The sequence below is a fragment of the Thermoleptolyngbya sichuanensis A183 genome (assembly GCF_013177315.1).
GTDB lineage: Bacteria > Cyanobacteriota > Cyanobacteriia > Elainellales > Elainellaceae > Thermoleptolyngbya > Thermoleptolyngbya sichuanensis.
This window is the reverse complement of sequence record NZ_CP053661.1, coordinates 5385594-5411336: the sequence shown is the minus strand read 5'-3', so window position 1 is coordinate 5411336 and position 25743 is coordinate 5385594. Positions and strand designations below refer to the sequence as shown.

19 protein-coding genes are annotated in these 25743 nt (G+C 56.1%); 10 read left to right on the top strand and 9 right to left on the bottom strand.

The genetic code is table 11. The annotated features are described in order from the left end of the window. Positions 1-34 precede the first annotated feature (34 nt). From HPC62_RS22465 to psbD, 4 genes are all read right to left on the bottom strand, one after another. A complete protein-coding gene (locus HPC62_RS22465; RefSeq protein WP_172358605.1) occupies positions 35-472 on the bottom strand; it encodes an Rrf2 family transcriptional regulator in 438 nt (145 codons plus the stop codon). 166 nt (positions 473-638) lie between these two features. Continuing rightward, positions 639-2195: an iron uptake porin gene (locus tag HPC62_RS22460; RefSeq protein ID WP_205370907.1), complete on the bottom strand. Its 1557-nt coding sequence runs from the start codon at positions 2193-2195 to the stop codon at positions 639-641. Positions 2196-2541: 346 nt separating this feature from the next. Next, positions 2542-2820: a 4a-hydroxytetrahydrobiopterin dehydratase gene (locus HPC62_RS22455; protein ID WP_172358604.1), complete on the bottom strand. Its 279-nt coding sequence runs from the start codon at positions 2818-2820 to the stop codon at positions 2542-2544. 659 nt (positions 2821-3479) lie between these two features. Continuing rightward, entirely contained in the window at positions 3480-4538 is a 1059-nt protein-coding gene (psbD, locus tag HPC62_RS22450; RefSeq protein WP_172358603.1) for a photosystem II D2 protein (photosystem q(a) protein), read from the bottom strand. Positions 4539-4860: 322 nt separating this feature from the next. On the opposite strand from psbD, the gene HPC62_RS22445 reads away from it, so the two are divergent. After that, positions 4861-5133 carry a hypothetical protein gene (locus HPC62_RS22445; RefSeq protein WP_172358602.1) on the top strand — a complete coding sequence of 91 codons (273 nt, stop codon included), beginning with the start codon at positions 4861-4863 and terminating at the stop codon, positions 5131-5133. 63 nt (positions 5134-5196) lie between these two features. Further along, positions 5197-5871, top strand: a complete 675-nt coding sequence (locus HPC62_RS22440) for an energy-coupling factor ABC transporter ATP-binding protein (protein WP_172358601.1) — start codon at positions 5197-5199, stop codon at positions 5869-5871. A gap of 30 nt (positions 5872-5901) precedes the next feature. Here HPC62_RS22440 and HPC62_RS22435 read toward each other — a convergent pair whose 3' ends face one another. After that, positions 5902-8052 (bottom strand): HAD-IIB family hydrolase, encoded by a 2151-nt coding sequence (locus tag HPC62_RS22435; RefSeq protein WP_172358600.1) that lies wholly within the window; start codon positions 8050-8052, stop codon positions 5902-5904. A 288-nt stretch (positions 8053-8340) separates the two neighbouring features. On the opposite strand from HPC62_RS22435, the gene HPC62_RS22430 reads away from it, so the two are divergent. The 3 genes from HPC62_RS22430 (at position 8341) to trxA (ending at position 10955) form a co-directional block, all read left to right on the top strand. Continuing rightward, positions 8341-9123, top strand: a complete 783-nt coding sequence (locus HPC62_RS22430; protein ID WP_205370909.1) for a Uma2 family endonuclease — start codon at positions 8341-8343, stop codon at positions 9121-9123. Between the two features lie 201 nt (positions 9124-9324). Beyond that, a complete protein-coding gene (locus HPC62_RS22425) occupies positions 9325-10491 on the top strand; it encodes a pyridoxal phosphate-dependent aminotransferase (protein ID WP_172358599.1) in 1167 nt (388 codons plus the stop codon). 140 nt (positions 10492-10631) lie between these two features. After that, positions 10632-10955, top strand: coding sequence for a thioredoxin (gene trxA, locus HPC62_RS22420; protein ID WP_068516004.1), 324 nt, complete (start codon positions 10632-10634; stop codon positions 10953-10955). A gap of 356 nt (positions 10956-11311) precedes the next feature. Here the strand turns inward: trxA and HPC62_RS22415 are convergent, their stop codons facing one another. The 4 genes from HPC62_RS22415 to rimO form a co-directional block, all read right to left on the bottom strand. Further along, complete coding sequence (locus tag HPC62_RS22415) at positions 11312-12625, bottom strand: NF041680 family putative transposase (RefSeq protein WP_172353244.1); 1314 nt, start codon at positions 12623-12625, stop codon at positions 11312-11314. A gap of 191 nt (positions 12626-12816) precedes the next feature. Next, positions 12817-15210 (bottom strand): diguanylate cyclase domain-containing protein, encoded by a 2394-nt coding sequence (locus HPC62_RS22410; protein ID WP_172358598.1) that lies wholly within the window; start codon positions 15208-15210, stop codon positions 12817-12819. Positions 15211-15511: 301 nt separating this feature from the next. Continuing rightward, positions 15512-16930, bottom strand: a complete 1419-nt coding sequence (locus HPC62_RS22405; RefSeq protein WP_172358597.1) for a DEAD/DEAH box helicase — start codon at positions 16928-16930, stop codon at positions 15512-15514. An 18-nt stretch (positions 16931-16948) separates the two neighbouring features. After that, entirely contained in the window at positions 16949-18310 is a 1362-nt protein-coding gene (gene rimO, locus HPC62_RS22400) for a 30S ribosomal protein S12 methylthiotransferase RimO (protein ID WP_172358596.1), read from the bottom strand. A 669-nt stretch (positions 18311-18979) separates the two neighbouring features. Here rimO and btpA point away from each other — a divergent pair. The 5 genes from btpA to recG all read left to right on the top strand — a co-directional run bounded on the left by btpA (position 18980) and on the right by recG (position 25724). Next, positions 18980-19855: a photosystem I biogenesis protein BtpA gene (btpA, locus tag HPC62_RS22395; protein WP_172358595.1), complete on the top strand. Its 876-nt coding sequence runs from the start codon at positions 18980-18982 to the stop codon at positions 19853-19855. Positions 19856-20097: 242 nt separating this feature from the next. Then, positions 20098-20880 (top strand): 30S ribosomal protein S2, encoded by a 783-nt coding sequence (gene rpsB / locus HPC62_RS22390; RefSeq protein WP_172358594.1) that lies wholly within the window; start codon positions 20098-20100, stop codon positions 20878-20880. A gap of 138 nt (positions 20881-21018) precedes the next feature. Next, a complete protein-coding gene (gene tsf, locus HPC62_RS22385; RefSeq protein WP_172358593.1) occupies positions 21019-21804 on the top strand; it encodes a translation elongation factor Ts in 786 nt (261 codons plus the stop codon). Positions 21805-22008: 204 nt separating this feature from the next. Next, a complete protein-coding gene (locus HPC62_RS22380; RefSeq protein ID WP_172358592.1) occupies positions 22009-23157 on the top strand; it encodes a hypothetical protein in 1149 nt (382 codons plus the stop codon). Positions 23158-23195: 38 nt separating this feature from the next. Continuing rightward, positions 23196-25724, top strand: coding sequence for an ATP-dependent DNA helicase RecG (gene recG / locus HPC62_RS22375; RefSeq protein ID WP_172358591.1), 2529 nt, complete (start codon positions 23196-23198; stop codon positions 25722-25724). Positions 25725-25743: the final 19 nt, after the last annotated feature.

Here is a 25743-nt window from a genome sequence, read left to right as displayed (position 1 = left end):
CAGTCCAAGTTTTAGATGGATTAAATGAGATGGATTAGATGTAGTACATAATGTCTAAACGGCGGCGAGCCTCGCGCTTGTCAGCCAGATCCTGCAAGGTCTGTTTTTGCAACACTGCATCGGCAGCCTGCCCCGCCTCCTGCCACACCTCCCAAATCACCATTCCCTCGACGGTTTTTGTATCACGTCTTGCATCGGTGGTCTGTGCGTCCTGTCCCTCAATGCAGTTCACCACTTCCAGTAAGCTAATCTTCCAGGGTTCTCGTGCTAGCACATAACCGCCCTTCGCTCCCCGCTGGCTCCGCACCAGCCCCCCACGCCTCAGCGTGGCCAGCAGTTGCTCTAGATAGCGGTCTGGAATGTTTTGCTCTGCGGCAATTTGGCGAATTTGCAGCGGCTCTCCACTGCTGTAGTGATTCGTCAATTCCAGCAGTGCCAGCAGGGCATACTCAGTTTTACAGGAAAGTTCCACGAGCTAATCAAGAATCAGTATTCCCTTCAGTATACCCCGGTTCTCCACCGGGGTTTTGGCTTTTCCAGATTCAATTACGCAAAATAAAAGGCTCCACCAAGGTGGAACCTTTCAGATAGTTATACAAGCGATGTATCAGAGATTACTCTCTGATGAAGCTCAGACTCTAGAATCGGAAGGAAGTCCGCAGCACTGGAATGACGGCATCATCACCAGTGTCAGCGATGTTGCTGACAAAAATCACACCAGGAGTCAGAGAGATGTTGTCAGATACCGGGAAGCGATAGAACACCTCAGCATGGAACGAGGTGCCAGTATTGAAGGGAGAGAAGTTACCCAAGGTAGAATTGCCGAAAGAACCCTGGTAAGGAGGCACGCCAGCAATGATACCCAGCAAGCTACCCTCTACACCCAAATCGCCAACGCCCAAGGTCAGAGCATAGGACCAAGCTTCACCATCCCCTCGGAAAGCTAGAGGGCCAGCAAAGGTGCGAGTATCGACGTACATACCCCAGCCGCCGATGGTGAAGGTATCCGACAGACCAAACTCAAAGCTAATGCCATAGCCGTTATAAACAGAGGGCGAGAAATCACCCAGGCTATTCGGCTCAGAGATGTAGCTGTTGACGTAGGTCAGCGCCACCGTCAGGTCGCCAGGCGAGAAGGTCAACTGACCGAAAGCGGTGTAATCGCCATTGAATAAACCAGCACCATTCGAGGGGTTGTTTCCTTCGCCTGTCAGGTACCCCAGACCCAGTTGGAAGGCATCGCTCAAGTCAAAGGTCAAGCCAAAACCGATGTTCTGAGCGGCACCACCCAGGTCATAAATCGGGTTGTAGCCAAAGTAGGACAGCGAACCCTGCTCACCATCATCAAAAGAACTGACCGAGGTCACGATGTCAGAAATGCCTTGGTTACGGGCACCCAGATAGACAGTCGCAGGGCCAAGTGGGAAGTAGTACTCCAAGCGATTGACGGACACAGCAAAGTTACCGCCACTGTCAAAAGAGAAGTCAGTCTGCTCGGTAAAGTCTTGGCTAACCGGAGAAATCTGAGCAGAAGGAACTGCGTTAAAGTCAACAAAGTTTCCACCTTGAAGACGAGTTCTCAGACGATCTCTGCCCGTAAAGCTAGTGTCAAAGTTCAAACGAACGCGGCTTTGGAATACCGTGTTGTTTGCGTCTTCAATCGAGCTGCTGCCAAAGATGTCCGAGAAGGCAAAAACTGCTCGACCGTTCAAGCGGGTGGTGGTGGAGAACTGGTTGGCTTGCAGTTCTTCGACCGCTGCTTCCAGGGCATCCACGCGACCGCGCAGCACTGCTAGCTCAGCCGCAAACTCACGCTGAAGCGCTTCAATCCGGGCCAGCGCTTCCGGGTCGAGGCTTTCCAGACGACCCACCACTGCATCCAAACAGGAGGCCAGACCCGCAGCGAACTCAAAACGGGTCATTGCCCGACCACCGCGATAGGTGCCATCGGGGTACCCTTCCAAGCAGTCCAGACCACCTTGCGCTTCGGAGTTCGCTAGGTAGGCTAGCGCTTCATAGGCCCAATCTCCAGGGCTGACATCAGAAAACTCGGTCACCGAGGTCACCTGGGCCAGAGAGCCACTGCTGCGACCTTCGTTGCTGTACTGCATCACTTGATCGAGGGTTGCCACGGAAGGCTCAGACTGAACCTGAGCGCTGGCAGGGGCGATCGAAGAGACCAGTGCAGCTCCCAAAACTGCTGGAGTAACCAGCAAAGAGTTCCAAAGAACCTTTGACAGCATTGCTTGTGTCCTCACACCTAAAATAAAGAACTCGCAATCAATAATCGTTATAACATCGACTGCTCAAGACTTCTACCCGAACAACACGGAGAAATCTGCGTAGCCAGTGAGAAATCTTTTACAACGACAATTGCTAACCTTACAGATTGCACTCACTCAAACACCATTCAGTGTAGCAGGTCATCTCCGGTTTGGCTTGGGTAGATGGGTTAAGGAACGATGAAGGTGAACGACTAGAACGAGGGCTGTGGTTCTGAAGGGCTTATGCGAGGAAGATGTTGGGGTTTGGATTTCGGAGTTAGAGGTTGGCGATTTGTGTGGCGAGGTCAAAGTCTTTTTGAGTCAGTCCGCCCGCGTCGTGGGTGGTGAGGGTGACGATGACACGGTTATAGGAAATGGCAATGTCAGGGTGGTGGCCAGCGGCTTCGGCGGGTTCGACCAATTTATTCACGAAGGCGATCGCTTCTACGAAATCTTTGAACCGATAGGTGCGTTGGAGGCGATCGCCCTCCAATGTCCAGTCGGGCACTTGCGCCAGTTGCGTCTGAATCTCAGCGTCGGTTAGTTTTTGGGACATGGTGAACTTCCTCCAGAGGTGCGCTTGTCGGGTTGACTCAACATGTTTAACTAAGTGTCTTAAAAAACTATCCGCCCCTGCTGGGCAGTGCCTTCGGTCGAAACCAAAACACCAGTAGCAAGGGCGGTCTAGCGGGTCTTCAAATTGACCTAGACTGCCGGGAGGAACTCTGAACAAACTCAGACTCTCCCAGAAAACTTGATTCTGATTGAAGCTGGGTCAAGCTACAAGAGAACAGCCCCGGCGCACAGCCAGTACATCTCAACCTGACGACCCATACGTTTACTGCTGTCCTGCATGGGCAACACCTCCTGTTCTTTCAATAGTATTGACTGCATTAGCGCCGCATTTGAAAAGCCAGGCTTTTCCCTGTGGCTTACCTCAGAATATAGCACAGCCAACGGCTGAGCATCTGAGATAGCAGGGACTTCAGAAGATTTTCCTAAAGAAGTACAGGACTTACGCATTTGCGATAAATTCCCTGGATTTTGGACAATTTCTCGCGGGCGCAGCCCGCGAGAAATTGCCCAACTGCGTAAGTCCTAAAGTAGTTGAGCATCAGGTTCAAAAAAACGCCCCCACAAAACTGTGAAGGCGTGAAGAATAGTCATGGAATTGTCAAAAAATCAGCTAAAGATTGAAATCTTCGCTGAAATCCCCTACAGCGCATTACCGCGAGGCAGTACCTCTTCAGGGAACACAAAGTTTTCGTGAGGCTGGTCTTGCGGAGCCATCCAGGCGCGGATGCCCTCGTTCAGCAGAATGTTCTTGGTGTAGAACGTCTCAAACTCCGGGTCTTCCGCCGCGCGAATCTCCTGCGACACAAAGTCATACGCCCGCAGGTTCAGCGCCAAGCCCGCAATCCCAATGCTCGCCATCCACAGACCCGTGACCGGCACAAACAGCATGAAGAAGTGCAGCCAGCGCTTGTTGGAAAACGCAATCCCGAAAATCTGAGACCAGAAGCGGTTGGCGGTCACCATCGAGTAGGTCTCTTCTGCCTGTGTCGGGTTGAAGGCGCGGAAGGTGTTCGCCTTGTCGCCGTCTTCGTACAGGGTGTTCTCCACGGTCGCTCCGTGGATGGCGCACAACAGCGCACCCCCCAGGATGCCGGCCACGCCCATCATGTGGAACGGGTTCAGGGTGAAGTTGTGGAAGCCTTGCACGAATAGGATGAATCGGAAGATGGCGGCAACGCCAAAGCTGGGGGCAAAGAACCAGCCCGATTGTCCTAGCGGGTACAGCAGAAATACGCTGACAAACACGGCGATGGGACCGGAGAATGCCAGGGCGTTGTACGGACGGATGCCCACTAGACGGGCAATCTCAAACTGTCGCAGCATGAAGCCGATCAGTCCGAATGCGCCGTGCAGAGCGACAAAGGTCCACAAGCCGCCTAGTTGACACCAGCGGGTGAAGTTCCACTGGGCTTCGGGGCCCCACAAAAACAACAGGCTGTGTCCCAGGCTGTTGGGCGGGGTGGATACGGCGGCGGTCAAAAAGTTGCAGCCCTCTAGGTAGGAACTGGCGATGCCGTGGGTGTACCAGGAGGTGACGAAGGTGGTGCCGGTCAGCCAGCCTCCCAGCGCCAGGTAGGCGCAGGGGAATAGCAGAATGCCTGACCATCCTACGAAGACAAATCGGTCGCGCTTTAGCCAGTCGTCGAGAACGTCAAACCATCCTCGCTGGGCTTGCGCTCTTCCCATTGCTATGGTCATAGCGCGGATCTCCAATGAATTAAGTACGAGTACTGAAAGGCTCTGCCTATACCTGTGAGCGATCGTGCAACAAAGCTGCACAAATCGACAACGGAGTATGAGCAGAGTTTACGTTTCTTTACTTTCCCCCTCATTATACAGATAGTTTTTGGGAAAGCTATCGGTGAGATCGGATTAGCTTAAGGATTGGTGAGGAGGAGTTGGATTTTGGATTTTGGGGATTTAGGCGTGAGACGGCTTTGTGTCCTTTCCCCTGAAATCAGGTCTGTCTGAGATACTGAAGAGGTAGCGTTTGTTTCTGTGCGTAAAGGTCTGGATTTAGATGTTTATTGTTGACATTGTGCTGAAAAATACGCCGTCGATGCTGTCGATTCAGCGGAAGACCGCAGAAGATGCGGAGGCGGTGTATCAAGAGATTTTGAACGCGGTTCGGTCGGGCAATCCAGTGGCGCTGGAGCTGACCTGTGAGAAGCAGCCGGACAAGAAGTTGGGCGTGCTGGTGAGCGAGATTTCGGCGGTGCAGGTGTCGGAGAAAGCTGGAGCCAGCGGCACGGCTCGTCCGCCGGGATTTTTTGCACTGACGGAGCCGTCCTGACAGTAGGCAGGCGGATTTTCTGAATGCTCTCGGGGGCTGCTCCTGTGATTGAAGGTGGATTAGATGAGTGAGTGGGCGATCGCCATTGAGTCTGTGAGCTTTTCCTGGTCGGCGCAATCGCCAGTGTTGCAGAACTGTTCGCTGCATGTCCCCAAGGGGCAATTTTGGATGCTGTTGGGGACGAACGGCAGCGGCAAGTCTACGCTGCTAAAGCTGATGACAGGGTTACTGGCTCCCCAGTCGGGGCAGGTCAACCTCGTGCAGCCCGTCGGGTTTGTATTTCAGAATCCCGATCATCAACTAGTGATGCCGACCGTGGGGGCAGATGTGGCCTTTGGGCTGGTGGCAGAAAACTTGTCTACGGCTGAAACTCGACAGCGGGTGCAAGAGGCGCTCGCGGCGGTGAACCTGCTGCATTTGCAGCGACGGCCCATTTACGCGCTGAGCGGCGGACAAAAGCAGCGGGTGGCCATTGCAGGGGCGATCGCCCGCCATTGTGAGGTGCTGCTGCTAGATGAACCCACTGCCCTGCTCGACCCCGACAGCCAGCTTGATCTGGTCGATCAAGTCCGGCAACTGGTGAAAACACGCGGCATGACGGCGCTCTGGGTGACGCATCGCCTAGACGAACTGAACTACGCCGACGGAGCCTTTTTTATGGAGGCAGGTCGGATTGTGGAGTCGGGCGATCCGCAGCGGTTAAAGCAGCGCATGATGGCCGGCGCAGTGAGGGGTTAGGAACCCAGAAATTGCAGAAGCTTGGGTTGCTCAGACTTCCTTCATGGTGTTGAAAAAGTCGAAATGGGCGATCGCCTCCACAATGCCCAGCGCGTGGGCCTGCTTGGCGTAGTAAATGCGCTCCCCATCCATCAGGTGCGACAGTTCCTCATGGTGACGATTAGCCACCACGACTGCCAGCGGATTGCCACGCATCATGTCTTCATCGGCTCCAGAACCGCCCGCCACCAGGATATGCTCTAGCGGAATGCCCCAGCGATCGGCAACGTAGCGCAACGCCTGCCCCTTGGAGGCGCGGATGGGCAAGATGTCGAGATACTGCCCAAAGGAGAAGATCACATTCACTGCCAAATCTTCTTGATAGAGCAGGCTCTTGATTTCTTGAATCGCGGGCGCGACCTCCGCATCATAGAAGTAGCTGATTTTAAACTGGCTCTGATGGATGCTGGGCTGCAACTCCAGACCTGGCAGATCGGCTAAAACACGCCGCACCTCCCCAGGTGTCCAGCGGTGGTCGATATGCCGCTTCCACCAGGTATCTTCTGTAAAATCTGGACGATAGTGAATCACCGTGCCGCTGCTGCTGATTAGCACATCGGGTTCGGGAATGTGATACTGGCGCATCACCTTCAGGGCAGACTCTAGTGTCCGCCCGGTGGCCACAGCGAACGCCGTGGATTTGCGATTCTCGCGCAGCACTTCGATAAAGTAGGGAATATCAATCGGGTTGCCCAGCAGGTTTTGATCAAGGCTGGTGACGATCGCCCGATCGTTGTAGACCATAGCACGGCGTGACAGCGGCACTCGCTCCACTACCTGGGTCTTGTCGAGCAGCGGTCGAATCACCTCCAGGTAGCTGGATGCGTGGGCTTCCCAGGAATAGTGTTCGCGCACGCCCCGCAGCCCGTTTTCAACAGCAAGCTGCCGTTTTTCTGGGTGTTCTAGCAGCGTCAGCAACGCGGCAACGATTGTATCACTGTCTAGCGGATCGATCAGGATGCCGTTGTTGCAGTTGCCGATGATGTCGCGCGGGCCGCCGTCTTCCGTTGCCACAATCGGCAAACCGCTGGCCGCTGCCTCGATGAGCGTCAGCCCAAAGGGTTCTGTCAGGGCTGGATTGACAAACACACCGCCAGATAGGGCCGCCAGTCGGTAAATATAGGGCACTTCGTCGGCTTTGTGGCGCTTGGGATAGGCAACGCGACCGTAGAGGTCATAATAATCAAACGCCAGGAATAGCTCTGTCAGCACTTCCTGAGCGCCTGCGTCCATATCTTTAACATTGTTCCGGCTGCCCGCCACGATCAGCAGGTTGGCCAATTCCTGGAGGCGGGGGGAATTGCCATAGGCCTCCACTAGTGCCCCAATGTTTTTTCGGGCATCGGGACGAGACAGCGCCAGGATCAGCGGCTTTTGGGGTTCGCGCAAAAAGCGGCAAATATCCTGGGCGATCGCCGTTTCCCACTCATCCCCCTGGGGCGGGTAGAACAGTGTCAGGTCTGTGCCAGGGGGAATCACGCGCATCCGCTCCGGCTGGTAGCAGTCGTACAGTTCGTACTGTTCTTCCACCTCCTGGCGCGTGCTGGTGATAATTAACTCAGCGCTTGCCAGGGTTAGCTCTTCTGCCTCGATCCGGCGCAGCATGTTGTAGCGCTGGTCAATATCCTGCGACGACAGCCCGTTGGCCAAGAGCCGCGTCCGCTTGACCCGCCCCAGCGAGTGCCCAGTATGCACCAGCGGCACATTTAGGAAGTTTGCTAGGCGACTGCCCACATAGCCCGCATCGGCATAGTGGCTATGGATCAGGTCTGGCACGCGATCGCTCGTGCGAAAAAACGCCAGCATATTGTCCACAAAGCTGTCCAGGTGATCCCACAGTTGCTCCTTGGGGATGTATTCCTCTGGCGGGCCCGCCACAATTCGCACAATCCGGGCCTTGCCGCCCAGCGGCTCAATGTCCTCGCCATAGTCTTGATCCACATCAGGCGAAGCAATCAGCCGGGTAAACAAATCGACCGCTGCCACGCCGGGTTGCTGGGCCAGGGCGCGGGCCAACTCCACCACGTACTTCACCTGGCCGCCTGTGTCAGAATCGCGCCCTAGCTCCATATTCTGACCCCGAATCAAGCCATGCACACTGATCAGCGCAATATACAGACCGTTGTGACTGTGGTTGGGCATATTTTTTTGGGAAGAGGGGGTTAGGGTCTTGGCGGAATGGGGATTGGCTTAATGGGACTGACGTAATAGGGATTAGCGTAATGAGCGGTCTAGCTGATGTGTAACTTACTGCAATCTGAGGATGCTGCGACACTCTCTTTCGGCTAGTATTTCGTCACCTTATCACTCCTAAACCGGTTTGGCGGCAATCGCCCTTACCCTCATCTCCCCCCAATCCGCCAAGGACTTGAGCAACCACGTTAAGATCATCGCAACTCATCGCAACTTGCCATACACTTGCACGATGTCATGCTGGAAACGCCACGACCCAGTTTGATTAAATATCCCGAAACCGACGGCCAGCCTATGACCGAGAGTGATGCAACTCGTGCCTACCTGATTTATTGCATCAGCGCGTTGCGGCTGTTTTTTCAGAGCCGCCCCCAGGTATACGTTTCTGGAAATCTGTTTATCTACTACGAAGAGGGAAAGCCACAAAAGAGTATCTCGCCGGATGTGTTCGTCATTTTTGGCGTAAACAAGCGAGAACGACGCAGCTATAAAACCTGGCAGGAAGGCGGCAAACTGCCGTCTTTTGTGCTAGAGATCACCTCCCTTTCCACTCAGAAACAAGACGAGGAAATCAAGCCTAAACTCTACGCCAGCCTGGAAATTCCAGAATATTTTCAATATGACCCCACCGGCGACTATCTGCCCTCGCAGCTAAAGGGACAGCGCTTGGTCAATGGGCAATATGAGCCGATCGCCCCTGAAACCCTGGCAGATGGAAGCCTGTCGCTGCATAGCCAGAAGCTGGGGTTAGACCTGCGCCTGTTGCCCCCTCAGGCCCCACTCGCGATTGCCCATCTGCTGCCTATTGCCCGTGAACTGCGCCTGTTTGATCCCCAGTCGGGCGCACAACTGCTGACCTATGAGGAAGCGGAGCAGGCTCGACTAAACGCAGAACAAAAGATTGCCGATTTGCAAACCCAGTCCGCAGAGGCACAGGCTCAGCAGAAAGCGGCCGAGCAGCAGCTTGCAGAGTTGCGAGACAAGCTGCGATCGCACGGCATCGACCCAGATACGCTCTAGGCGTTTCCTGCGTCTCACTTGAGGCTTGAAGAGTTCTGCGTGAATTTCCTGCCCGAAAGCATTGTGGCCAAGCTGCCTCTGGCAGAATCGTACTTTGTAAAAAACGCCTGACATTTTCCAACCCGCGCCAGCATTCACAGTAGGCTGAAGTGAGCTACATTCAGCTAAAACGTCCTGAACGGTCAAGCATTTGGGGTAGGCATGAAACTGGCAGCACGGGTAGAGAACGTATCACCGTCGATGACGCTGATTATTGACGCAAAGGCCAAAGCCATGAAGGCGGACGGCATTGACGTATGCAGCTTTAGCGCTGGAGAGCCAGATTTCAACACGCCCAAGCACATTGTGGAAGCTGCTAAAGCCGCGCTAGAGGAGGGCAAGACGCGCTATGGCCCGGCCGCGGGGGAACCCCGACTGCGAGAGGCGATCGCCCAAAAGCTCCAGCGCGACAACGGGCTGTGCTATAGCGCAGAGAACGTTCTGGTCACCAACGGCGGCAAGCAGTCGATCTTTAACCTGATGCTGGCGATGATTGAACCGGGGGATGAGGTGATTATCCCTGCGCCCTTTTGGGTCAGTTATCCCGAAATGGTGAAGCTGGCCGAGGGCACACCCGTCATCCTGCCCACGACGGTCGAAACCCAGTTCAAAGTCTCGCCAGAGCAGATCCGGCAGGCGATTACGCCCAAGACCAGGCTACTGGTTTTGAACACGCCTTCCAACCCAACGGGCATGGTCTACACGCCAGACGAAGTGAGGGCGATCGCCCAAGTGGCCGTCGAGGCCGACCTTTGGATACTGTCGGACGAAATCTACGAAAAAATTCTTTACGACGGCGCTCAGCATCTCAGCATTGGCGCAGCTAGCCCAGAAGCCTACGAACGCTCCGTCGTGTGCAGCGGATTTGCCAAGACCTACGCCATGACGGGCTGGCGCGTTGGCTTCTTGGCAGGGCCAGTGCCCCTGGTAAAAGCGGCAACCAAAATCCAGGGCCACAGCACCTCCAATGTCTGTACCTTTGCCCAATATGGGGCGATCGCCGCCTACGAAAGTCCCCAAGACTGCGTGCAGGAAATGCTAGCCGCCTTTGCCGAGCGCCGCCGCTATATGCTGGATGCCCTAAACGCCATGCCAGGGCTAGAGTGTCCCAAACCCGATGGCGCATTCTATATGTTCCCCAGCATTGCCAAAACGGGACGGTCTTCCCTCGATTTTTGCAGCGAACTGCTAGATCAGCATCAGGTTGCCACAGTCCCAGGCGCGGCTTTTGGCGCAGACGACTGCATCCGGCTGTCCTATGCCACCGATCTAGACACCATCAAGCGCGGCATGGAGCGGCTAGAAAAATTCCTACACGGAATTCTATAGGCGACCCAATCGACTCAAGCGATCCCCACAACGCGCTGAGTGCCCAAATGTAACTCACTATTAAGACTCTGGCTGCTGAAGCAGACGAGTTCGCTGTGGTAAGATTTCCATTGACATTGAAGGCGAAGGACTTATTAGGCATGTCAGCAGCCGCACAAGTTACAGATTCCACTTTTAAGCAAGAAGTTCTTGATAGCGATGTCCCCGTTCTGGTAGATTTCTGGGCCCCTTGGTGTGGCCCCTGCCGGATGGTTGCTCCTGTAGTCGATGAGATTGCCGAGCAATACGCGGGACAGGTAAAGGTCGTAAAAGTGAATACCGACGAGAACCCCAGCGTTGCCACTCAGTATGGCATCCGCAGCATCCCCACGCTGATGATTTTCAAGGGCGGTCAGCGTGTAGACATGGTGGTCGGCGCGGTTCCCAAGACGACCCTCGCCAGCACGCTTGAAAAGCATCTGTAGCTTTCAAAAGCCGGCCAGTCACAAAATACTTTGACTGCTAGCGTATGGCGGTATTTTTTAGTTAGTAATTTTCCTGGAATTCAGTTTTCTGAGGTTCAGTCGTCCCTACCTTATCCACAGGTGGGGATTTTGCGCTTGCTAGAGGGCGGGTCTTTTTGTTAGCACTGTAGCATTCGACCAGCTTCCTCCAAGGCTGGATGACAAGCTCTACAGAGGCAAACAAAACAAGCAGTATGTCAGGAACTTTAGTTTGGACTAACTGGCATCACAATAATGCTCAACAGGATGCCATAAAGAATCTGCTCAACCGTTCATAACAGTTGAACTTAAGGAATTGGATACAATCCTGCTCGCAGTTAAGCTGCTGTTGCAACCGGACTGTTCAGGGATTGTTCGGATGTCTTGCGTTTCGAGGCTCGTTTTTTGACCATCGGATAGCAGGGACGAGGAGTTGGCTTGTGCCCCTTGCCTCGTCCTGGCGATTTACCACGAGGTTTAGGCGCAGGAGCAGGGGTGCCAATCGCTGCCAAAATGCCTGCAAACGCTTGTGCGACCCGACCCGGAGTCAACGTTTCTTGCGGTGCCTGCCAGGGCAAGGGGTGGTCAGTACAGTCCTTTCGCGCTAACCACAACTGCCAACTGAGCAACGGCATCAGGCTGCTCCACTGTTCGGTTGCCGATACAGAACTGAACTGGGGATGTGTCCAATATAGCCTCTGCTTGGCAAAGCGATACCAGTGTTCAATGGCAAAGCGACGGAGGTAGTGCAACCACAGGGTTTCTAACGGAGGCATCTGCTCACCCAGCCAAACTAACCACAAAGGAGCCAAGCGTCGCGTGCTGCTCTGTGTCTCCAGCACCTCCACGCGCAACACTTCCATTGCCCGTTTGGGGGATTTGCGGAAATGGTATGCACTCCAACGACTGACCCGCACTCGTCCCCAGTTGGGATCATCGACTTCAACGGTTTCGACCGGGACACTCCAAGTGTCAGGGTCATTGAGTTTCATCTTATGTCCATGCTTGGCAGGTGCGCCTCGCCCTCGATACGCTGGGGGCGCGCCATAGACACATCGATTGGATGTAACCCGCAGCAGCAAGTCTGCCTCAATCCCTGCCGTTTGGTTGACAAAACTGGCATTGCCGTACCCTCGGTCGTAGATCGCCAACGGACGCACCGCTAACTGCCGAGTCACTTGTTTGAGTTGGAATGCCGCTTTACTGGCGGGTGTTTCAAAGCTGGTGATGCGCTCATGCCGCAATGGTAATGCCCAACTGCCCCTGTCTTCAGCAATCCAGGCTAAGGTACTGTAGTTTTGTCCGGCTATCGGGGCATGTCCTGTTCTGCCTGATAAGGTGCGGTCTTTCAAACGCCTGGCAGCAGGACGGTTCCACCGACTCGCATCACCTGCCAACAACGGTTGCTGCTGAGTCGGTATCTGCTGCACCAACAGCTTCAGCACCTTTGATCGGGGTAGGCGGCTATCGCGCAACGCTTCATAGGTGCTCGACCACTGGCGACGAAAGACAGGACTCTGCGATAGCCTCACAAACGACACGATGCACGCACTCACTAACACGGCATCCATCAGATCAAACAGGGCATCTCTGGCGTTTCCCAAGCTGGCATACAACGTTTGGCGAAATTGCTGAAGTTCGTTGAAAATCATGGGGTCAATGTTGGTTGTACTTCATTGACCTTACGGCAGTCGGTGCTTCTCATTGACTGCCTTCCTCTTCACCATTAGTCCAAACTAAAGTTGATTAACAAGGCTTTCAGGCTCCTTTACAAATTAGCTCTAAGCGGCCAGAGGCTAGGGCAAAATCCAAAACCCAAGATCTCTTAGTCCATACAAGTCCCCTAGTCCATACAATAGCGATTGCGCCCCTGGGCTTTAGCCCGATACAACGCCCGGTCGGACTGGTCGAGCAGCTTTAGCGGCGAACTGAGGGACGACGGAATGACGCTGACGATGCCAAAGCTGAGGGTGGACGGGGTGCGAGTGACGGGGGAGGGCGGTAGGCTCGTGAGGTTTCGGAGTTCCTTCTGAATCCGCTGCACCACGCGCACCGCGCCCAAACGGTTTGTGTTGGGCAGCACGATGGCAAATTCTTCGCCGCCATAGCGAGCCACAAAATCTGCCGGACGGTGCAAGGCCCGCCCAATCGCAGTGGCAATCTCCATCAGACACTCATCCCCTGCTAAATGTCCGTGGGTGTCGTTGTATTGCTTGAAATAATCCACATCACACAGCACCAGCGACAGCGGCGTGCCCTCACGGGCGGCCCGGTTCCACTCCTGCTGGAGATAGTCGTCGAGATAGCGGCGATTGGCAACGCGAGTAAGCTGATCGTGGGTTGCCAAGTAGGCTAGCTCCTGGTTGGCATACTGCAACTGGCGATATAGCTCCGACTGCTGGATCGCAATGCCCACCTGGGAAGCAAGCTGCTGGATCAGGTCGATTTCGGCACGTTCCCAGGTGCGCGGCTGATGGCACTGCTGCACCGAAAGCAGCCCCCAGAGGCGATCGCCCTGCAATAGCCCCACCGTCAGCGCTGCCTGCACCTGAAATTGCCGCCAGTAGGCGATCGCCTCCGCAGAGAGGTTTGCTCGCTCCAGACAATCAATCGCTTTGGCATGACCCCGAACATAAAACTTGAGCCAATCTTCCCCTGGCTCCGGAGTGATGTTAGCGCCTAGCATTGGGGAACGTCCTGGCTCAACGGACTCGACCGCGATGCCGCAGCGCCAGTCTTCACCAAACTGCCCAATTAGCACCCGGTCAACTTGAAAGAACTGCCGGACTTCATGAACCGTTGTGCTGAGAATCGCATCTAAATCCAGCGATTGGCGGATGCGCTGGGTCATAGAGGCCAGGAGTCGCTGCTGCTGCACCTGCGATCGCAGCAATTGCTCAAGCTGTTTTTGCTCGGTAATGTCTTGGGCCGTGCCAAATAGCTTGGTCACGGTGCCATCTGAGGACTGTCGGGCCCGGCCGCGGGCTTCGATATGACGAATTGAGCCGTCGGGCCGGATAATGCGGGCCTGAAACCGAAAGGGCTGCCCAGTAGCGATCGCCTTTGACAAAATCCGCCGTAGCCGGGGCCGATCTTCTGGGTGATATTGCTGCTCATTTTCTGCCAAGGTCGGAGCGGGCTGCGTGGGATCAAGCCCAAAAACGTGAAACACTTCGGTAGACCAAGTGACGGTCTGAGTCGCTACATCTAGTTCCCAGCTACCCATGTGCGTGAGCGCCTGGGCTTCTCTGAGCAAGGCCTCGCTGCTGGCGAGGGCATCGGTCAGCGCTTGTCGCCGCCGAATTTCCTGGTGCAATGCGTCGTTCTTTTGGGTGACGGTCGATTGCAGCGCCCGAATCACCTCGCACAGTTCCAGCGGATCGAGCATGTGAACAACGCTGGTTTGCGTCAAAATCCCCACCAGTTCTCCCCGGCTACCCACCACCACCAGCCGCCGAATCCGGTTCTCCTGCATTTGCTGATAGGCGCTCCACAGGGATTGCTGCGGGCTGGTTTGCAGCAGGGGTGTACTCATCACTTCCCCCGCGTAGGTCTGGGCAAGGTTCAGTCCGTCTGCCTGGAATCGCACAATGTCTTGCTCTGTCACAATGCCCAGGGGAGCGACATCGCCCTGGGAACCGTCGGTCAGATCGGATTTGGCAGCCTGGTTTTCGGGTGCGTCGGGCAATTGGGGCAAGGTCGGCACAATCACCACACAACTCACCCGATGCTGCGTCATTTGGTGGGCCAGATCTGTGACGGAGGTGCTGGGCAGAGCCGAGACCACGCGGCTAACCATGACATCCGACACCTGGCGAAATTTCAGCAGGTCGCTGGGCTGGAGCAGATTGCGAATCGAATTCGGGGTCATGACTCCTAGCACTTCGCCCTGGCTGCCAAGAATGGGCAAGTGGCGAATTTGGTGTTGCCGAAAGATTTGCAGCACTGCTAGCAAGTCATCCAGGTCTGTTTCAGCCAGCGTGATTACGGGAGACACCATCACAGTGGCGATCGCCTCGGCGGGCTGGAGCGAACCCCTGGCGATCGCCCGCACCACATCTCGTTCGGTAAAGATTCCTACTAGTTGCCCTGCCCGAAGCACCAGCGCAAAGCTGCTGCGGGTTTCGCTCATGGTGCGGATGACTTGGGCGATCGCCGTGTCAGATTCTACGCTGAGAAACTGGTGGAGAACCCCCTCTGCAAAAAGCTGCTGTCGAGAAATTTGAACCTGAGCCACCTTGCCCTTGAATCTTTTTCAGATGGAACGTTCAGACGAAACGCCAACAGAAACACCAAAACACCCAAAAAAGCCGCTAAGCGCGATTTTATCCGTTTTCGTAAATATGAAGAACCGGGCAAGACGAAATTTACTCATCTCACCCTAAAAGTTCTCTAAAGTTTTTGGTGACGGGCTTGGATTGCCCCGGCTGCCTTCTCGAAGAAGCTTGAAGAAGCCCGTAGAGCTATTGGAGCCACTCAAAGAATCTGGCGCTGACCGACCGCTAGTAGGCGACTAGGCGACAGTCAGCGCAGGCAGCCTACTCATTGACCGACGTTTTGGAGCGCTTGATGGGCTTCGGCTTGGGCCCGCTGCTATAGTCGCTGCGAGGACGACTCTCTTCCACGGGCAAGTCGTCGGAGTAGGCATGGTCGCCACGCATCCAAGCGGGGCGCGTCTGGTCGTAGGCCATCTGCAAGGCCGCAGCGGCGATCGCCCGCATGTCGTACTCCTCACTCAATTGCGTCACAATCGGCAGGAAGGAGGCGAGGCGATCGCCCACCAGCGCTTCCCGCAGTTGCCCCTGGAGCTTCTCCAGATAGCGGGCTTCGATCTGGGCGCGGGTCGGGATTGTGCCCGCTTGCAACTGCTGGCGGATGTGCCGCTCAATGTCCCGCAGCTTGCGCTTGTCTAGCGGCTGAATCAGCGTAATCGCCGTGCCCTCTTTGCCCGCACGACCCGTGCGACCAATCCGGTGGACGTAGCTTTCCACGCTGTCGGGCAGGTCGTAGTTGATCACATGGCTCAAATCGTCCACATGCAGACCGCGAGCGGCAATGTCTGTCGCCACTACCCAGCGCACCTGACGCTGCCGGAAGCGCAGTAGCAGCCGTTCCCGCTGAGACTGGCTGAGGTCGCCATGATACTCATCGACGCTGTGCCCGGCGGCTTGCAGTTGGCGGGTCAGGTCTGCGGCGGCTTTGCGCGTGCGGACGAAGATCAGTGCCGATTCGGGATCTTCCAGTTCCAAAATGGGCTGGAGGGCGCGGGCTTTCGTCCAACCCCGCGGCACCATGTACACCACCTGATTAATCCGCGTCGGGGCGGCCTTGGGCTGCTCGATGCTGACGGTGACGGGCGATCGCAAAAACTTGGCCGCCAGTTCGCGAATCGACGGATCCATCGTGGCAGAGAAAAACGCGGTCTGCCGCTCTGGAGGCGACTGGCTCAGGATTTTTTCCACGTCTTGAATAAAGCCCATGTTCAGCATCTCATCGGCTTCATCCAGCACCAGCCAGCCCAGCTTGTTCAACTTCAGGTCGCCTCGCTTCAGCAAGTCCAGCACGCGACCGGGCGTGCCCACGATAATTTGCACGCCCCGCTGGAGGCGGTTGATTTGCAGATCGATGGACTGTCCGCCGTAGGTCGGCAAAATTTTCAGGCGGCGATCGTCCGTCAGTGTCCGAATCGACTGATAGACCTGGATCGCTAGCTCGCGGGTCGGCGTTAGGATGAGCGCCTGCACCGCGTTGTTGTTGACATCAATTTGTTCCAAAATGGGCAGCGAAAAGGCCGCCGTTTTGCCCGTTCCTGTCTGGGCCAGACCCACCACGTCGCGCCCCGACAGCAGATGGGGAATTGCCTGCGCCTGAATCGGTGTTGGTGCGGTAAATCCAGCTTTTTCTAGATGGCGCGCCCGCGCCTCAGACAAACCCAGACTAGTGAATGAAAGCGTCATTAGTTCTCCTTAAAGAGTTCAGTTTGCTGAGACACGGCTGAGCGCGCCTCTGAGTTGGGTGCGGGCATCGGCAATCTGCCCGTAGAGGTCATACACGTCGGCTCCGGTGATTTCTACCGTGGCCATTGATCCCAGCCGAGCATCGCCTTGGACATAGACCAGCCCGTCCACTTCGGGAGAGAAGCGGGCCGATCGCCCTACCAGTTCGTTTGTTTCGGGATTTTCCTGTTCGATGAGAACGTCTACCACACGCCCTACCTGAGCCTGGTTGCGCCGCAGGGAAATCGGCTGCTGCACCTGCATGAGGCGATCGCGCCGGTCATCCATCACGGCTTGCGGCAGTTGGTTAGGCAGGTTAAAGGCGGGGGTTCCCTCTTCAGCAGAAAAGGTAAACACCCCCACATGGTCAAACTCGTGCCGCTGCACAAACGCCAGCAGGTGCTGAAAATGCTCCTCCGTTTCGCCAGGGAAGCCGACGATAAACGTGGTTCGCAGCACGGCATCGGGGATTGCGGTTTTAATCCGCTCGATGATGCCGTCGTTGACCTGACCCTGCCAGGGACGATTCATCGCCCGCAGCACCTCCGGATGGGAATGCTGCAACGGCAAATCTAGATAGGGCAGCACGTTGGGCGTTTCTTGAATCGCCGCGATCACCTTGGGGGTCAGCCCTGTCGGGTAGGCGTAGTGCATCCGAATCCAGGGCACTTCCACCTCACCCAGCGCCCGCAGCAGTTCCGCCAGCCGGGGTTCGCCGTACAGATCCACGCCATAGTTGGTGGTGATCTGGGAAATCAGGATAATTTCCTGAACGCCCTCAACCGCGAGCTGTTTCGCTTCGGCGACGATGGACTCGATCGAGCGCGATCGCTGGTTGCCGCGCAGGTGAGGAATAATGCAAAACGCACAGCGATAGTCGCAGCCCTCGGCGATGCGGAGATAGGCTACGCCTTCAGTGGTTGTGCGATAGCGGGGCGTGGTTTCATCTGCGATGTAAACTGGCTCCGCAGACACTTCCTGAACCCGCTCACCCGCCTCCGCTCGCTGAATCACCTCCACAATCTTGTGGTAGTCCCCAGTGCCCACCACTGCTACCGCTTCGGGGATCTCGTCCAGCAGTTCTTTCTGGAAGTGCTGCGCCATGCAGCCTGTAATTACAATCTTCTTGTTAGCCTCAGCTAGCTCGACCAGAGTTCGCACCGACTCTTCGCGGGCCGCCTGGATAAAGCTACAGGTGTTGACGATGACGTAATCGGCTAACTCTTCGTTGGAATCAACCTGATAGCCAGACTGCACTAGCAGCCCCAGCATATGCTCCGTGTCGATTCGATTCTTCTCACAGCCTAGGTGAGAAACTGCAATAACTGGCTTAATGCTCATTCAAAACTTGGGTAATGTGCGGGTTGAACGGAAGTTAAGCGGTAAACAGAACGAATATGCAGCGATCGCCCGTTACAGTGAAATCCTCACCGCCTTCATCCCCAGCCCTTTCAAGCTACGCAGCCTCGTAACATAATTGAGGTGTGGGGAATACCGTTAAACGCAATCGCACTAATCTAAACTGATCCCTACTATAGCCTAAAACATTACATAACTATACATTTCAGGCACGCTTCATCAAAATACCTATCAAAAGATAGAGTCAGACGACATCTTGTGGTAATGCCAGACACATTAGCCAGATCTACTGAACCAGACCCACGAGTCTCTGTCGGAAGGCTATCGGAACTCTGGGGCTGAATCTATGCTGAACCTGACTTGCTGAACCTGACTTGCTAAACCTGACTTCGATCTCGTACTTGGCGGAGGATGGTCATCTGCAACTGCGTACTGATCAGCTTCCAGTGTAGACAATTCTCAGCGGCCTTGGGGTTGCCGTCATCGTGCCCTTGTTGCTGTAAAGTTGAACGTATGCGGGTGGACTGTGTGCAGTTCGCTCGTTGCTCAGCAGGTTCGCCAACTCGTAGATTAGTCAGGGATTTAAGCGACTTTTCTATCGCCAACCCATAGCGAACGTTTTAGAACTGGCTTCGTCAATTATCTAGCCGCGTGGACTTAACGCAGATTTTCAAAACAAAGCATCCGGTGATTGGGGTTGTGCATCTGTTGCCACTGCCCACATCGCCACGTTGGGGAAACAGCCTCAAAGCCGTCATTGCGCGGGCCGAGCAGGAAGCAACCGCGCTGGCATCCGGCGGCGTGGATGGGCTAATCGTTGAAAACTTTTTTGATGCGCCCTTTACAAAGGACTCTGTTGATCCCGCAGTGGTCAGCGCCATGAGCCTAGTGGTGCAACGGCTGATGAACCTGGTGACGCTGCCGATCGGCGTGAACGTGCTGCGGAACGACGCTCGAAGCGCAATGGCGATCGCCACCTGCACCCGCGCCCACTTTATCCGGGTCAACGTGCTGACGGGCGTGATGGCGACCGATCAGGGATTAATCGAAGGTCGCGCCCACGAGCTATTGCGCTATCGCCGCGAACTGGGCAGCGAGGTCAAGATTTTTGCCGACGTGCTGGTGAAACACGCCCGCCCGCTAGGGTCGCCCAACCTAACGACTGCTGTGCAGGAAACGATCGAGCGGGGATTGGCGGATGCGGTGATTCTGTCTGGTTGGGCCACAGGCAGCCCGCCCAGCCTGGAAGACTTGGAACTGGCCAGCGCCGCAGCAGGCGACACGCCCGTATTCATCGGCAGCGGAGCCAGTTGGGAAAATATTCCTCGCCTGATCCAGGCAGCAGATGGTGTGATCGTGTCCAGTTCGCTGAAGCGCCACGGACAGATCGAGCAGCCTATCGACCCGATCCGCGTCAGTCAGTTTGTGGAAGCGATGCAGCGTAGCCTCTCGGAGAAAGCAGAAAAAGCAGCCAATCTGCCGACTCAATCCGCAGCGCCGGAACGACTGGCAGCCCGCGAAGGGTAGGAAGCGTGGGTAATGCGGCGGCTGTGCAGAGCAGAAATTTTCTGGAGCATAGTGGGCGATCACTATGATACGCTAGAGAAGTTGTCTAAATTCGCACATCCGGGCTTTCGGGTGTTCTGAAGACCCAGGTATCAAGGCTTTCAAAGAATTCGCAGCAGGTTTAGTGTTGCGCTGCGCTTCTCCCTGATCACCTGTTCAGGATGCTCCCGGATGAAGGAATAACCCGAAAGGAGATTAAATTCATGCCAGTTGTTTCATTGGCTCAGTTGCTTGAGTCAGGGGTTCACTTTGGGCACCAAACTCGCCGCTGGAACCCCAAGATGTCGCCCTACATCTACACCTCGCGCAACGGGGTACACATCATTGACCTGGTGCAGACTGCCCAGTACATGGATGAAGCTTACAGCTACGTCCGTACCGAAGCCGAAAAGGGCAGCAAGTTTTTGTTCATTGGAACCAAGCGTCAGGCTGCGGGCATTGTGGCTCAAGAAGCGCTGCGCTGCGGCTCCTACTTCGTAAACCAGCGCTGGCTGGGCGGCATGTTGACGAACTGGGCCACGATTAAAACCCGCGTCGATCGCCTGAAGGAACTGGAGCGTCGCCAAGAGACGGGGCAGCTTGACCTGCTTCCCAAGAAGGAAGCCGCGATGCTGCGCCGCGAACTAGAGAAACTCCAGAAATATCTGGGCGGCATCAAAGCAATGCGGAAGATTCCCGATGTTGTGGTGATTGTTGACCAGCGCCGGGAATATAACGCCGTGCAGGAGTGCCAAAAGCTCGGTATTCCCATCGTTTCGCTGCTGGATACCAACTGTGATCCCGACCTGGTAGACGTGCCGATTCCTGCCAACGACGATGCGATTCGCTCAATCAAACTCATCGTCGGTCGTCTAGCGGATGCCATCTACGAGGGTCGCCACGGCCAGTTGGATGCAGAAGAAGAGTACGACTACGAGGGCGCTGAAGAAGAGTACGACTACGAAGATGCCGAATTCGCAGACGATGAAGAAGGCGAAGAAAACTAGGCATTAGGGGTGAAGGGAGCAGGAGTCAGCAGGTCGGGTTCGGGCTTGAGCAAGCACCTGACACCTGGCCCCTGATCCCTGTAACCTAAGACCTGGATAGCAACAGTTCAACCACTTGCACACGGGGACTCAACGAACATGGCGGAGATTTCGGCAAAGCTCGTCAAGGAACTGCGCGACAAGACTGGCGCAGGGATGCTGGATTGCAAAAAAGCCCTTGCAGAATCCGATGGCGACATTGAAAAAGCGGTGGAATGGCTGCGGAAGCGAGGCATCACCAAAGCGGAAAAAGCGCTGAGCAAGACGACGGCAGAGGGCCTAGTTGGAAGTTATATTCATACGGGCGGCCGGGTTGGTGTGCTGGTTGAGGTCAACTGCCAGACTGACTTTGTGGCGCGGAACGAATCGTTCCAGCAGTTGGTGCGCGATGTGGCGATGCAGATTGCGGCTAGCCCCAACGTAGAATACGTGAAGGTGGCTGATATTCCTGAGGATGTGATTGCGAAGGAAAAGGAAATTGAGGCGGGCAAGGATGACCTGTCCAACAAGCCGGAAGCCGTCCGCGCCAAGATTGTGGAAGGCCGCATTGAGAAGCGCCTGAAGGAACTGTCGCTGCTGGATCAGTCCTACATCAAAGACCAGAGCATTACCGTTGAGGAGCATATCAAGAATGTGATTGCCAACCTGGGCGAAAACATTCAGGTACGCCGCTTTGTGCGGTTTGTGATGGGTGAAGGCATTGAGAAGGAGGAGACCGACTTCGCCGCAGAAGTGGCTGCCCAAACTGGCGCTAAGGAAGAACCCAAGGCTGAAGCTCAAAAGGAAGAACCCAAGGCTGAAGCTCAAAAGGAAGAACCCAAGGCTGAGCCTAAGGCTGCGCCCAAGGCTGAGGTGAAAGAAGAGAAGAAGAAAAAGAAGAAGTAGGATCAGAGCAGGGCTGGATTTTGAGAGCTTGAGTTCAGTTTCTCGGATTCCAGCGCTTTGTCTGTTCGTCTAATCGATTCGGGCGAGAGGCTTTGTCAAGAGGCTTTGTCGAACGCTGAAAGAGGCTAGGGTGTGAAAGCAGCAGGCTGAAAGGTCTGAGTTGCTTTTATGCTCTAGTCTTTTGGCATTGCATGAGGGACGGCTATGGCAAAAACGGTTGAGCAAATTGAGCAAGATTTGGCGGCGCTGGTGGGGGCGATCGCCAAATTGCAGCAAGAATTTGAGCAGGTCTATCGCGGCTATCTGACGGAGCTAGGAACGACGACCCGCCAGCAGTTGATCATGGCCAGCTACCACCTCTGCACGCAGGGCTATCCCGACGCATTTCTGAGCCTTTCGATGAGCCAGCGCGAGGCATTGCAGCGATCGCTCCGTCAGGTCGCCCAGGCGGCCCAAGATCGCCTGTTGCGGGCGCTGGACGAAGATGAGTGCTGGGACTCTGATGCAGAGCCAGCACCCGGTGCGCCGGAGGAGTCTAGGGGGCTGATCCTGTCGCAAGCTGAGGCGGAAGAACTGAGAGCCGCGTTAAACGAGAAGGTTGGACTGACAGAAGTGGAGTTCGACGATGACTCCTATGAGGATTCGTATTTTGACGAGCCACCGGAGAACCTGGGCGAGGATTCGGAATCTAACAGGGAAGGCGTGGCGGCGGGCGATTTGGGAAGCGATCCCTACGGGAGTCGCCCCCAGGATGCCCCTAATTCTTCAACTCAGGAGCTTGCCATCACAGATGCGCTGAATGCTTCTCCGGAAGACCTGCTCGAAGCGGCCGCAGCGTCTCTCTCGCGGGCAGCCTCCGAGGCAGCCGCCAAAGCCAAGGCTAAAGGCGCTTCCAGTTCCAATCGAGCGCCGTCGCCGATAGATAGTCTGGTGCGGTGGCAAGCGAAAATTGAGCGACGGATTGCCGCAGTGCTGCGCGACCAGTCCCAGGCGGCGAATCGCCTGCTGCACCAGGTCAACATTTTGCCCAACCAGATCCCGGCACCGATTATGGAAGTGGCGGCCAAGGCGGGTGCATCTGACTCGACGCTCGGCCTGCCCAACCTGTTGAACTTGATGATCGAAGCGCAGGGCGACAAGCCAGATCAGGTATCGATTACTCGAATCGTGGCAATTCGCCTGCGGCTGTCGGAGCTAGAGTTTGGGTCGCCGCTGTTGGCCAACTGGCGCTCAAAGCTGCGCGGGTTAAACGCCCGCCTCAAGCAGCTTGGCCAAGAATATGAGAAAAAGTCTCGCGAACGGGCGATCGCCCAGGCAGAGCAGGCGTGGCGTTCGACATGGCACGAAGATTGAGGCTGGCCAAACCCAATAATTCACTTTAGAATTCCAGCATGGACTGGCTGCGACTGCAAAAGGCACTGGCAATCGAGGCGGAGCGGGGTTTCAATGACCTGGAGGGCAACCAGCACCGCTTTAGCGAGTTTTTGGCGCTAACGCTGCGAGAGCCGCCGACCGAGTTGCCGATTGTGGAACAGGAACGGCTGCGGGCGATCGCCCGTGAGTTTTCTCGCTATTCTGACCTCACCTTTGCCCAGCGGCAGCATCTCGTCGCTGATACGCGCCGAGTGCTGTACCAGACGAAACGCTCAGCAGAAGATCGGGCGCAAGCGGAGGAATCTGAAGGGGCGTTAGCGAAGGTTTCTGAAGGAATCGCCCAAGATTCAGACAACACCGCCGCGACGGCTGCAACCCCGACCCGCACCGCCCCAAAAACGAAAGTTCCCAAAGCCATTCCTCTGGTTGAAAAAAGCAGTCGGTTGACGCTTGACCAGTCCGTGACCTATCTCCCTGGGGTGGGCGCAAAAAACGCCGAACGTCTGGCCAAACTTGGGCTACACACGGTTCGCGACCTGCTTTACTACTACCCCCGCGACCACATCGACTACGCCCGCCAGGTGAATATCCGCGACCTAGAGCCAGGGGAAACCGTGACGCTGATTGGCACAGTAAAAAACTGCACCGTCTTCAACAGTCCGCGCAACCCCAAGCTGGCCATTTTTGAGATGACCGTGCGCGACCACACCGGGCAAATTAAGCTCAGCCGATTTTACGCCGGGGCGCGGTTTCGCAGTCGCGGCTGGCAAGAGCAGCAAAAGCGGCTGTATCCGCCAGGGGCAGTGGTGGCTGCGTCGGGACTGGTGAAACAGGGCAAAGCAGGCAAAACGCTGGATGACCCGCAGATCGAGGTGATCGACCATATTGGCGGGTCGATCGAGTCGATGAAGGTGGGGCGCGTGGTGCCGGTGTATCCGCTGACGGAGGGCGTGCAGGCAGACGTGGTGCGAAAAGCAGTGCTGGGGGCGCTGCCTGCTGTGAGCCAGTTGCAGGAGGCGTTGCCCAACGGCCTGCGCGAAAAGTATGGACTGGTGGGCATTCAGGAGGCGATCGCCCACATTCACTTTCCACCAGAGGGCGAATCCCTCGCCGCCGCCCGTCGCCGCCTGGTGTTTGACGAATTTTTCTACCTGCAACTGGGCCTGCTCAAGCGCCGCCAGACCCAGCGCCAGGAACAGACCAGCGCCGTCCTCGCGCCGACGGGCAAGCTCATCGACGAGTTCTACAACATCCTGCCATTCCAACTGACAAACGCCCAGCAGCGCGTCGTCAACGACATTCTCAACGACCTGCAACAGACCGCACCAATGAATCGCCTGGTGCAGGGCGACGTGGGTTCTGGGAAAACGGTGGTGGCCGTGGTGGCAATTTTGGCGGCGATCCAGGCGGGCTTTCAGGCGGCGCTGATGGCTCCCACCGAAGTTCTAGCCGAGCAACACTATCGCAAACTGGTGGGCTGGTTCAACCCGCTGCACCTTTCTGTAGAACTGCTGACCGGATCGACCAAAGCTGCCAAGCGTCGCCAAATTCACGACGACCTGGCCACGGGCGCACTGCCGCTGCTGGTGGGCACTCATGCGCTGATCGAAGATCCGGTGCAGTTCTCGCGCCTGGGGCTGGTGGTGATCGACGAGCAGCATCGCTTTGGAGTGCAGCAGCGGGCGCGGCTCCAGCAAAAAGGCGACCATCCCCATGTGCTGACCATGACCGCCACGCCGATTCCCCGGACGCTGGCGCTGACGCTGCACGGCGATCTGGACGTGAGCCAGATTGACGAACTGCCGCCGGGTCGCAAGGCGATTCAGACCAATGTGCTGACGGCCAAAGAGCGATCGCACGCCTACGACCTCATGCGCCGCGAAATCGCCCAGGGTCGGCAGGTCTATATCGTGCTGCCGCTGGTGGAGGAGTCGGAAAAGCTGGATCTCAAATCAGCGATTGAGGAGTATCAGCGGCTCCGAGATGTGATCTTTCCCGAATTTCAAATCGGCCTGCTGCACGGGCGCATGACCTCCGCCGAAAAAGACGAGGCCATTTCTCAATTTCGTGAGGGGCAAACCCAAATTCTGGTTTCAACGACGGTGGTGGAGGTCGGCGTGGATGTGCCCAACGCCACGGTCATGCTGATCGAACACGCGGAACGGTTTGGCCTGTCGCAGCTTCATCAGCTCCGGGGGCGGGTCGGACGGGGCGCGGCTCAGTCCTTTTGCCTGCTAATGAGCAGCACCAAGTCGGAAACTGCCCGCCAGCGGCTGAAAGTGCTGGAGCAGTCCCAAGACGGCTTTTTCATTTCAGAAATGGACATGCGCTTTCGCGGGCCGGGCGAAGTGCTGGGGACACGCCAATCGGGATTGCCCGACTTTGCCCTGGCCAGCTTGGTGGAAGATCAGGACGTGCTGAACCTAGCCCGCGAGGCTGCTGAAACCGCCATGACCAAAGACCCCACGCTCGATCGCTGGCCGCTGATGAAGTCTGAACTGACCTATCGCTATCGCAAGCTCATGGGCGGCACGATTCTAACGTAATCCGAGTTTGGAGAATCGG

Coding starts and splice junctions, on each gene's coding strand:
- HPC62_RS22455 (WP_172358604.1), bottom strand. CDS start 2,820: ATGTCCCAAAAACTAACCGACGCTGAGATTCAGACGCAACTGGCGCAA.
- psbD (WP_172358603.1), bottom strand. CDS start 4,538: ATGACCATAGCAATGGGAAGAGCGCAAGCCCAGCGAGGATGGTTTGAC.
- HPC62_RS22445 (WP_172358602.1), top strand. CDS start 4,861: ATGTTTATTGTTGACATTGTGCTGAAAAATACGCCGTCGATGCTGTCG.
- HPC62_RS22440 (WP_172358601.1), top strand. CDS start 5,197: ATGAGTGAGTGGGCGATCGCCATTGAGTCTGTGAGCTTTTCCTGGTCG.
- HPC62_RS22435 (WP_172358600.1), bottom strand. CDS start 8,052: ATGCCCAACCACAGTCACAACGGTCTGTATATTGCGCTGATCAGTGTG.
- HPC62_RS22430 (WP_205370909.1), top strand. CDS start 8,341: ATGCTGGAAACGCCACGACCCAGTTTGATTAAATATCCCGAAACCGAC.
- HPC62_RS22425 (WP_172358599.1), top strand. CDS start 9,325: ATGAAACTGGCAGCACGGGTAGAGAACGTATCACCGTCGATGACGCTG.
- trxA (WP_068516004.1), top strand. CDS start 10,632: ATGTCAGCAGCCGCACAAGTTACAGATTCCACTTTTAAGCAAGAAGTT.
- HPC62_RS22415 (WP_172353244.1), bottom strand. CDS start 12,625: ATGATTTTCAACGAACTTCAGCAATTTCGCCAAACGTTGTATGCCAGC.
- HPC62_RS22405 (WP_172358597.1), bottom strand. CDS start 16,930: ATGACGCTTTCATTCACTAGTCTGGGTTTGTCTGAGGCGCGGGCGCGC.
- rimO (WP_172358596.1), bottom strand. CDS start 18,310: ATGAGCATTAAGCCAGTTATTGCAGTTTCTCACCTAGGCTGTGAGAAG.
- rpsB (WP_172358594.1), top strand. CDS start 20,098: ATGCCAGTTGTTTCATTGGCTCAGTTGCTTGAGTCAGGGGTTCACTTT.
- tsf (WP_172358593.1), top strand. CDS start 21,019: ATGGCGGAGATTTCGGCAAAGCTCGTCAAGGAACTGCGCGACAAGACT.
- HPC62_RS22380 (WP_172358592.1), top strand. CDS start 22,009: ATGGCAAAAACGGTTGAGCAAATTGAGCAAGATTTGGCGGCGCTGGTG.
- recG (WP_172358591.1), top strand. CDS start 23,196: ATGGACTGGCTGCGACTGCAAAAGGCACTGGCAATCGAGGCGGAGCGG.